Annotated in this window: 7 protein-coding genes; all 7 read left to right on the top strand. The window is 70.3% G+C overall.

Translation table 11 applies throughout. From position 1 onward, the window contains the following. The first annotated feature begins 34 nt into the window (after positions 1 to 34). The 7 genes from GKQ77_RS04470 (at position 35) to GKQ77_RS04440 (ending at position 9,084) form a co-directional block, all read left to right on the top strand. On the top strand, positions 35 to 961 hold the full coding sequence (locus GKQ77_RS04470) for a hydroxyacid dehydrogenase (protein WP_219687383.1): 927 nt from the start codon (positions 35 to 37) through the stop codon (positions 959 to 961). 99 nt (positions 962 to 1,060) lie between these two features. Continuing rightward, a complete protein-coding gene (gene sbnA, locus GKQ77_RS04465; protein ID WP_219687382.1) occupies positions 1,061 to 2,053 on the top strand; it encodes a 2,3-diaminopropionate biosynthesis protein SbnA in 993 nt (330 codons plus the stop codon). Positions 2,054 to 2,108: 55 nt separating this feature from the next. Then, positions 2,109 to 3,116 carry a 2,3-diaminopropionate biosynthesis protein SbnB gene (gene sbnB, locus GKQ77_RS04460; RefSeq protein WP_219687381.1) on the top strand — a complete coding sequence of 336 codons (1,008 nt, stop codon included), beginning with the start codon at positions 2,109 to 2,111 and terminating at the stop codon, positions 3,114 to 3,116. A 97-nt stretch (positions 3,117 to 3,213) separates the two neighbouring features. Next, positions 3,214 to 4,479, top strand: coding sequence for a phenylacetate--CoA ligase family protein (locus GKQ77_RS04455; protein WP_219687380.1), 1,266 nt, complete (start codon positions 3,214 to 3,216; stop codon positions 4,477 to 4,479). 7 nt (positions 4,480 to 4,486) lie between these two features. Beyond that, on the top strand, positions 4,487 to 6,325 hold the full coding sequence (asnB, locus tag GKQ77_RS04450; protein WP_219687379.1) for an asparagine synthase (glutamine-hydrolyzing): 1,839 nt from the start codon (positions 4,487 to 4,489) through the stop codon (positions 6,323 to 6,325). Positions 6,326 to 6,375: 50 nt separating this feature from the next. Then, on the top strand, positions 6,376 to 7,734 hold the full coding sequence (locus GKQ77_RS04445) for an ATP-grasp domain-containing protein (protein ID WP_219687378.1): 1,359 nt from the start codon (positions 6,376 to 6,378) through the stop codon (positions 7,732 to 7,734). Between the two features lie 3 nt (positions 7,735 to 7,737). After that, positions 7,738 to 9,084: an MFS transporter gene (locus GKQ77_RS04440; RefSeq protein ID WP_219687377.1), complete on the top strand. Its 1,347-nt coding sequence runs from the start codon at positions 7,738 to 7,740 to the stop codon at positions 9,082 to 9,084. The last annotated feature ends 19 nt before the right edge of the window (positions 9,085 to 9,103 follow it).

The raw sequence follows: 9,103 nt of genomic DNA, 5'->3' as shown, positions 1-9,103 counted from the left end.
GCCCTCCCCTCCTCCATCCCCAAGGAGATCTCCCATGTCCAGACCCGTTGTGGTGGTGAGCGATCCGCTCCCCGAAGCCACCCTCGCCGAGTTACGCCCGCACTGTGAGTTACGCCTCGTGGACGGCCGGGACCGGGCGGACCTGCTCGCCTCGGTCGCGGACGCCGTGGCCCTGATCGTCCGCAGCGGGACCCAGGTGGACCACGAGGTCCTGGCCCAGGCCCCCGCGCTGAAGATCGTGGCCCGTGCCGGGGTCGGCCTGGACAACGTGGACGTCACCTACGCGCGTTCCGCGGGCGTCACGGTTGTCAACGCGCCCGACTCCAACACCGTCAGCGTCGCGGAGTTCACCGTCGGCCTGGTGATCGCCTCCCTGCGCCACATCTGCGCCGCCGCCCAGCACGTCAGCGAGGGGGAGTGGCGCCGGTCCGCCTTCATGGGCGGTGAGCTGGCCGGACGCACCCTGGGAATCCTCGGCCTCGGCCGGGTGGGCCGCCAAGTGGCCCGTCGCCTCACGGCGTTCGAGATGCACGTCATCGCCTACGATCCCCACGTCAGCGCGGCCGAGGCCGCCGAGGTGGGCGCCGAACTGGTCACCTTCGACACGTTGCTGACGACCAGTGACGTCCTGACGATCCACCTCCCCAAGAGCCCGGCGACGACTGGCCTGCTCGGCGAGAGCGAACTCGCTCGCGTCAAGCCCTCCCTCTGCCTGGTGAACACCGCCCGCGGAGGCATCGTCGACGAGAACGCGCTGGCCGCGGCGCTCAAGGACGGCCGCATCGCCTGCGCCGCGCTGGACGTCTTCGCCGAGGAGCCGCCACGGGCGTCGCCGCTCCTCCACCTGCCCAACGTCCTCGCCACCCCGCATCTGGGTGCCGGCACGGACAGCGCTCAGCTGCGCGCGGGCCGGTCAGCCGTGCACAGCGTCCTCAGGGTGCTGGAGACGGCCGGCGTCTAGCCGGCCGCCGACACCCTCACGCGTCAGCTCCGCGGAGCACGCCACCTCCCGGTCCGACCGCACCACCATCACGTCGCACTGCGCGACATCGGGGAAACGATGATCATTCACCATGCTCACAAGGTCGTCACCGACGACGTGTTCCTGATGCTCGACGGCTTCCTGCCGGACAGTGAAGTCTTCTTGAAACTCGAAGGATTGAACCCCGCCGGTTCCATCAAGCTCAAGGCTGCCGTGGGCATGGTCGAGGACGCCGAGCAGCACGGCAGGCTCCGCCCCGGGTCCCGGCTGATCGAGTCGTCCTCGGGAAGCCTGGGGATCGCGCTGGCGATCGTCGCCGCGGGCAGGGGCTACTCCTTCACCTGTGTGACCGACCCGAACGTCTCCCCCCAGAGCCTCGCGGCCATCAAGGCGCTGGGCGCCCATGTCGTCCAGGTCGAGAAGAGGGACGCGAACGGCGGGTACCTCGGCACCCGCATCGCCTACATCCGGGAGCGGCTCGCCGAGGACTCCGGACTGGTCTGGCTCAACCAGTACGCGAACCCCGCCAACCCCAGCACCCATGCCAGCACGACGGCCTCATCGGTCCTGCGGAACATCGGCCGGGTCGACCAGCTCTTCGTCGGCGCGGGCACCACCGGAACCCTCATGGGGTGCGTCAGCCACTTCCGCGCCCACTCGCCGCATACGAAGATCACCGCCGTCGACGCCGTCGGCTCCGTCACCTTCGGGGGCCGCCCGCAGCCCCGGCGCATACCCGGTCTCGGCACCAGCCGCACGCCCGAACTCTGCGTCCCCGAAGCGGTCGACGAGGTGATCCATGTGGCCGAGCCCGACGCCGTCCGCATGTGCCGGCGGATCGCACGGGAGCGCGGGCTGCTGACCGGCGGCTCGACCGGGTCCGTGCTCGCCGCGCTCGCACAGGCCGCGCCGTTCATTCCCAGCGGTTCGCGGGTGGTGGCCCTCTCTCCCGACATGGGAGAGCGCTATCTGCAGACGATCTACCACGACGACTGGGTGCACGAGACCTTCGGCCGCCACGTCCTGGAATCCCTCGACCTCGACCTCGACCACCTGACCGTCCCCGTCTGACCGACCCGTCTGACCGACCCGTCTGACCGTACCCGCCCGAGAACTGGTGACAGCAATGTTCGATTTTCACGTAGTCAGCGGCTCGACGATCCGCTCCCTTGTCGCGGAATCGCGCTCCGACATCGTCACGACGGTGCGCGACACCTACCTCACGCACCACGACAAGCAGTCCGTCAATCCCAACAGTTACTTTCTGCGGTTCCCCGAGAAGCCCGATTCACGGATCATCGCCCTGCCCGCCTATCTCGGCGGCGAATACGGCGTGGCCGGTATCAAGTGGATAGCCAGCTTCCCCGGCAACATCGAGCGCAACATTCCGCGTGCCTCGGCGACGCTGCTGCTCAACGACTACGAGACCGGTTATCCGTTCGCGTGCCTGGAGGCCTCCCAGATCAGCGCCGCCCGTACCGCCGCCTCGGCGGTCGTGGGCGCGGAGCAGCTGGTCGGCGGCCGGACCGCGCAGCGCGTCGCGGTGATCGGCGCCGGGGTCATCGCCCGTAACATCCTGGAGTTCTTCCAGGCGCAGGAGTGGTCGGTCGACCGCTTCGTCGTGCACGACCGGTCGCCCGAGTACGGCGAGCGGCTCAAGCAGCACATCATCGGTCTGGGATACGACGCCGACCGCGAGGATTCCTTCGAGCGTGCCGTGAAGGACGCGGACATCGTCGTCTTCGCCACCACGGCCGGAGAGCCGTGGGTGACCGAACCGGGCACCTTCACCGCTGGACAGACGGTCCTCAACATCTCGCTGCGCGACATAGGCCCGCACATTGTCGCCGGGGCACAGAACATCCTCGATGACGTCGACCACTGCATGACCGCCAATACCTCTCCGCACCTGGCCGAGCAGGAATTCGGGCACCGTGAATTCATCGACGGCACCGTGGCCCAGATGATCCGTGGCGAGATCGAGCCGGCCGCCGACAAGCCCAGGATCTTCTCCCCCTTCGGGCTCGGCGTGCTCGACCTCGCCGTCGGCCTCCAGGTCTACCGCCGGGCCGTCGAAGGCGGGCAGGCGGTGAGCGTGCCGGGCTTCTTCGGCGAGACCGAGCGCTGGTCGTGAGACGCACGTGCCGCACCGGCCGGCACGCCACCCCCGCACACCGGCTCACCGGCCCACCGCCGGGGCCACCCGCAACTCTGGGAAGTAGTAAGACCCCTTGAACACTGATCCCGCCGCCGCGTCCCCCCAGTGGGCCGGCGACCACTCGACCGACCTGCTCCGCCTCTCCGAGGAGTACGCCCACCGCTTCCCCTGGTACGGCGGGCTCCTCGAAGCGCAGGGCGTCCGCGGCACAGGGCGCCTGCACGACCTGCCCATCGTCGACCACGAGTTGCTGACGCGGCACTACTACACCGCCGGGCACGACGACCTCCCCGACGCGTTCACCTACCTCACGTCCGGCACCAGCGGCGGCCGACGCAAGCGCATCCTCTACAGCCCTGCGGACGAGGCCGCCTACACGGCGCAGCGCAAGGAACTGTTCCAGGACTTCGTCGGTGACCTTCCGGCCGGCTCGGTGGCCGTCGCGGACCTCGGAACAGGCCACGCCGCGGCCGCCGCCCGCCACATCTTCGAGGACATGGGCTTCGACGCCCACGACATCGAATTCCAGCGGCCGCTCGAAGACCACGTGGAGCTGCTCAACTCCTGGCAGCCCGACGTGCTCTTCACCATGCCGATGATCCTCGACAGGCTCATGCAGACACCGGACGAGCTGCGCATCAGCCCCCGCAAGATCATGGTCGTGGGAGATCTCGCCACGGCCAACTGGCGCCGTCTCGTGGCGGAGTACTTCGGCATAGCGGTCACGGACGTCCTCGATGTCTACGGCAGCATCGAGATCGGTGCCATCGCGCACCTCTGCGCGGACACCGGCCTCTACCACTTCCACGACCACATCCTTCCCGAGGTCATCCACCCCGGAGAGCTGTACGGGGAGGCGCCCGCGGCCCAGGCGTCGGCGCCCCGGACGGACAGCGGCGCGCTGCTGCTGACCTCCTTCACACGCTCGTACTTCCCGGCGCTGCGCTATGTGACCGGTGACCTGATCAGCGGCTTGCGCGTCATCGACCACCAGGGCCGCCGGGTCCACGCCTTCGAGCGCATCGACGGCCGGCTCGGGGGCGACTTCAAGCACGGCGAGCGCGTCAGCAGCTACGACATCTGCCAGGCCATGGCGGTGGTCTTCCCGGGCGCCGCCTTCGAGGTCGCCGACGACGACGGGCTGGTCATCCGGGTCGTCGCCGACGAGATCCTCGACGACCAGCTGGCCGCCGTACGCAAGCTCCTGATGGAGGCGGCCCCGGACGTCGCCCAGATGATCACCTCCGGCATGGTGGGCGAGATCGGCGTCCGGGCCATCGCCCCCGACGAGATGAAGTCCCCGCACGCCAAGCGCCGTTTCAACATCAAGGAGCGGTGAGAAGCACATGTGTGGCATCGCCGGTACGGCGACTTTCGGCCTGACACCTCCCCTGGAACGATTCCCCTCCGCCGCCTGCGCCGCCATGGCCCACCGCGGTCCGGACGAGGACGGCTACCACCACGACGGCCAGGCCGCGTTCGGCATGTGCCGGCTCAAGGTGATCGGCCTCGGTGACGGCTCCCAGCCGGTCTACTCCGAGGACCGCGGCATCGTCTGCGTGTTCAACGGCGAGATCTACAACCACCAGGCGCTGCGCGAACTGCTCGCCAGGCGCGGAAGGCGGGTGCGGGGCGGCAGCGACGCGCACGTACTCCCGCTCCTCTACGACGAGTTGGGCGAGGACTTCGTCAACGAGCTGCACGGCATGTTCGCGCTCGCCGTGTACGACACCCGCACGCGCAAGCTGCTGCTGGCCACCGACCGGGTCGGCAAGAAGCCGCTCTTCTACAGCCGGCTCGCCGACGGCACCGTGGCCTTCGCCTCCGAGATGGCCGCGCTGCTGGAGCATCCGGGCATCGGGCGGACGGTCGACCCGGTCGCCGTCGACCAGTACCTGAGCTACCGGGTCGTGCCCGGCCCGCACACCATCTACCAGCAGGTGCGCAAGGCGGAGCCGGGCACCGTGCTCACCTTCGAGGCCGGGCAGCCGGAGAAGGCGCGCCGGTACTGGCAGTTCGACTTCCACGACGACCTGGCGGACATGAGCGGCCCGGAGGCCGTGGACCGGATCGACGCGTTGCTGCAGCAGTCGGTCGCCGACCGGCTGGAGTCGGAGGTGCCGCTCGGCGCGATGCTCAGCGGCGGGCTCGACTCCAGCCTCGTCGTGGCGATGGCCTCGCGCCGGCTCGGCCGGCGCATGCACACCTTCTCGGTGGGGTTCGAGCACGCCGCGTTCGACGAGTCGGTGTACGCGCGCCAGGTCGCCGAGCACTGCGGCACGGACCACCACACGTACCGCATCGGTGCCCACGACGCCCGCCAGGCCATCGACCATATCCTCACGCACGTGGGGGAGCCGTACGCCTTCCCGTCCGCCATCGCGGCCCACTGCATGTACCGGCTCGCCCGGCAGTACGTCACCGTCGTGCTGACGGGTGACGGCTCCGACGAGATCTTCTGCGGCTACAACCGCTACAAGATCTTCCAGCAACTCCCCGGTATCGCCCCCGAGTCCGCCGCCAAGGTGGACGCCGAGGCGCTCGCCGCCGGGGACGGCGGTATCGCCGACCGCTACCAGGCCGTCCTCGTGGACGGGGTACGGGGCGGCATCAAGGACCGCCTCTACAGCGGGGCCTTCCGGGCGACGCTGCCGGAGTACCCGTACAACCACCTGCGCGACCGTTTCGCCCGGACCGACGCGGGCACGGCCGAGCTGAGCCGCGTCATGCAGGTGGACTGCGGGTTCTGGCTGCCGGACGCCCAGCTGGTGAAGATCGACCGGATGGCCATGGCCCACTCCGTCGAGCCGCGCAGCCCCTTCCTCGACCACCGTCTGATCGACTTCGTCACCCGGCTTCCGGCCTCGGCGAACCTGGTCGACGGCAACGAGAAGGCGCTGCTCAAGCAGGTCGCCGCGCGCTGGCTGCCGGACTCGGTGCTCAGCAGGCGCAAACAGGAACTCGCCGTTCCCCTGGAGGGCTGGCTCGGCACGGAGCTGCGGGAGACCATCCAGTCCGCGCTGCTGTCGGAGTCCTGCCTCGACCGCGGCTACTTCGCGCCCGACGCGCTGCGCACCTTCGCCACGGAGTTCCGCCCCGAGAACACGTACGCGCTGTGGACGCTCTACATGCTGGAGCGCTGGCACCAGCTGCACACGGACGGCCACCACCCCGAAGCGCCCTGACGCACCCCGAAGCGCTCCGAACACCCTGAAGCAAGGAACACGCCCCTCCGATGAAGACCGCTGATTCCGCCCCGCCCGCTGTCGTCGTCCTGACCGACCTCGTCGTCTTCTGCCGCCATCTCGACCTGATCGCGGAGATCGAGAGCCGTGGCCTCACGCCCCTGTTCCTCTTCGGCCCGGAGACCCCCGCCGACCGGCTCGCCCTGCACCGCGGCGACCCGCGCCATCCCCTCTCGCGGGTGGCGCAGGCCGTCCATGTCGACGACTGCGAGCTGGACACCCTGCTCGCGGGCGTACGGACGTATCTGACCGACTACCGCGTACGGGCAGTCCTCAACTGCGGGGAGGTCTTCGTCGAACCGGCCGGTGCCCTCGCCGAGGCCCTCGGCCTTCCCGGCCCCGGTGCCCACGCGGCACGGGTCTGCCGCCACAAGGTGCTCCAGCGCCTGGCCGCGCCGGAGCTCGCGCCGCGCTGGGCCATGCTGGGCCGGGCGGGGCAGGCGGCGGAAGTGGCGGACGAGTGGCAGGACTTCCCCGCCGTGCTGAAGCCGGCCGGACGCATGTCGAGCTCCGGCGTACGGTCCGTGGCCGACTCCGCCGAACTCCGCGCCGAGCTCGCGCAGTACCCGCCGGACGAGATGCTGCTGCTCGAAGAGCGCGTCCGCGGCGCGGAGTTCTCCGTGGAGACGCTGGTGTACGAGGGTGAAGTGCTCTGGTCCGGCATCACGGGCAAGAACACGAACGAGGACGGCACCCGCTACTTCACCGAGACCGGCCACACCTCGCCCGCGTCGGGCCTGTCGGCTGCCGAGGAGGACCGACTCCTGGCGGCCAACGCCTCGTTGCTGCGGTCCATCGGGTTCCGTACGGGCATCAGCCACGCCGAGTTCCGGCTGAGCGGCGAGGGCGTCGCCCTGATGGAGGTCGCGGCCCGGCCGCCGGGTGACGCCATCACCAAGCTGTGGCACCTCGCCACCGGCCGCCCCCTGGAACCGGCCCTCCTCGACCTCGCGCTCGGAGAGCGGCCCACCGTCCCCGCCCCTCGACGCCGGGCCCGGCAGGTCTACCTCGAACACCCCTCCGGTGTGCTGAGCGACGTGACGTGCGCCGAGGACGTGCCCGTGTCGTGGGTGACCACGGACGGTGCTTGGCCTCGGTTCGCCCCGGTGGAGCCGGACGCCCCCGCGCGGCTTGTCGCCGTGATCGTCACACGGGAAGCGGGGCAGCAGCTCGGGCAGTGGAGCGATTCCGGCGGGCGGGCGGTGTCCGTCGTCGTCGACGGGCCGCTCGACGAGGACCTGCAAGGAGCGGCGGAACGGCTGGCGAAGGCCGTGCACATCAGTACGGGCGACAGAGGCGACGGCGACGGTGACGGCACGGGTGGCGCCGATGGGCATGTCGGCGCGTAACCGATGACCCAGAAGCTCTCGCCGAGCCAGTCCCCGACCCTCTCCCCGGACAAGACGCTGCTCTCGAAGCTGGGCCTGCCGGACCTCTCCGGCAACGCCCGCTTCGTCGCCGCCAACATCATCGACAGTCTGGCCGGCGGACTCGTCATCGCGTTCCTGGTCGTCTACTTCGCCAGAACCACCTCGCTGTCGCTGGTGGAGGTGGGGGCCTGCCTCACTCTGGGGCACGCGATCGCCCTTCCCGTGCCGGCGCTGGCGGGCTGGCTGCTGGACCGGGTCGGCCCCCGGACCGTGGTGGCCTCGGGGAACCTCGTCTCGGCGCTCGGTTTCGTATGCCTGTTCTTCGCCGAGTCGGCCTGGCAGATCGTCGTCACGCAGTGCGTGGTCCAGACGGGTGCGGCGATGTACTGGACGTCGAGCAGCGCACTGGTCACCCTCGTCGCCCGCGACGAGGACCGCACGCGCTGGTTCGGGTTCTTCCGGGCACTGCGCAACGTGGGCATCGGGTTCGGCGGCGCGATCGCGGCACTGGCCATGGCGATGGCGAGCACCACCGGGTTGAAGGCCGTAGTGGCGGTCCAAGCGGTGAGCTATCTGCTGGCGGCGTGGCTGCTGCGCGGCTGGCGCCCGAACCGCGCGGAGGCCGCCGGGCACCACGGCGAGCGTCCGGACGGCGGGGTCGGCGGGGTCGGCGGGGACAGCGAGGACGGCGGGCACGGCAGGGACGGCGCAGACCCGCCCGCGCCCCGCGCCGCCGCCCGTTACGCCACGGTCCTGCGCGACGGCGCCTATATGCGGTTGGTCGCCGCCAACCTCTCCTTCGTCCTGGCCTCCATGGTCCTGAGCGTGCTGCTCGGGATCTACGCCACGGACAGCCTGGGCGCGGGCGCCTGGGTAGGCGGCGTGTTGATCACGCTCAACACCGTGCTGGTGGCGACCACGCAGACCCTCGCAACGCGCTGGATCGAACGGCACCGGTCGACCCGGGTGATCGTCCTCGCCTGCCTGGTCAACGCCGTCGCCTTCGGCGTCTTCGCCGCCCTCTCGCTGATACCGGTCTGGGTCGTGCCGGCAGGGCTGCTCGCCGCCGTCGTCATCTACACCCTCGCCGAGGTGCTCGGCTCCCCGCCGATGGGGGAGTTGAGTGTGTACATGGCCCCTGAGCACGCCCGCGGCCGCTATCTCGGCGTCTACCAGCTCTCGTGGTCGCTCGGCGGAGCCGTCGCCCCGGTGGTGCTCACGTCCCTGCTGTCCCTGGGGCCGGCCTGGCCCTGGCTCTTCCTGGCGGCCCTCAGCCTGCTCGCGGCCCCGCTGGTGCTGAGCCTGGAGCCCCGGCCCGCGCGGTCCTGAACGCGTAAGAAGGCCGTTA

This window comes from Streptomyces anatolicus (assembly GCF_019400875.1).
GTDB classification, from domain to species: domain Bacteria; phylum Actinomycetota; class Actinomycetes; order Streptomycetales; family Streptomycetaceae; genus Streptomyces; species Streptomyces anatolicus.
The sequence above is the reverse complement of the archived record's forward strand: the minus strand, read 5'-3'. Positions and strand labels throughout refer to the sequence as shown.

What these genes read in the sequence shown, in the direction of transcription:
- GKQ77_RS04470 (WP_219687383.1), top strand. Translation starts at nt 35, where the DNA reads ATGTCCAGACCCGTTGTGGTGGTGAGCGATCCGCTCCCCGAAGCCACC.
- sbnA (WP_219687382.1), top strand. Translation starts at nt 1,061, where the DNA reads ATGATCATTCACCATGCTCACAAGGTCGTCACCGACGACGTGTTCCTG.
- sbnB (WP_219687381.1), top strand. Translation starts at nt 2,109, where the DNA reads ATGTTCGATTTTCACGTAGTCAGCGGCTCGACGATCCGCTCCCTTGTC.
- asnB (WP_219687379.1), top strand. Translation starts at nt 4,487, where the DNA reads ATGTGTGGCATCGCCGGTACGGCGACTTTCGGCCTGACACCTCCCCTG.
- GKQ77_RS04445 (WP_219687378.1), top strand. Translation starts at nt 6,376, where the DNA reads ATGAAGACCGCTGATTCCGCCCCGCCCGCTGTCGTCGTCCTGACCGAC.
- GKQ77_RS04440 (WP_219687377.1), top strand. Translation starts at nt 7,738, where the DNA reads ATGACCCAGAAGCTCTCGCCGAGCCAGTCCCCGACCCTCTCCCCGGAC.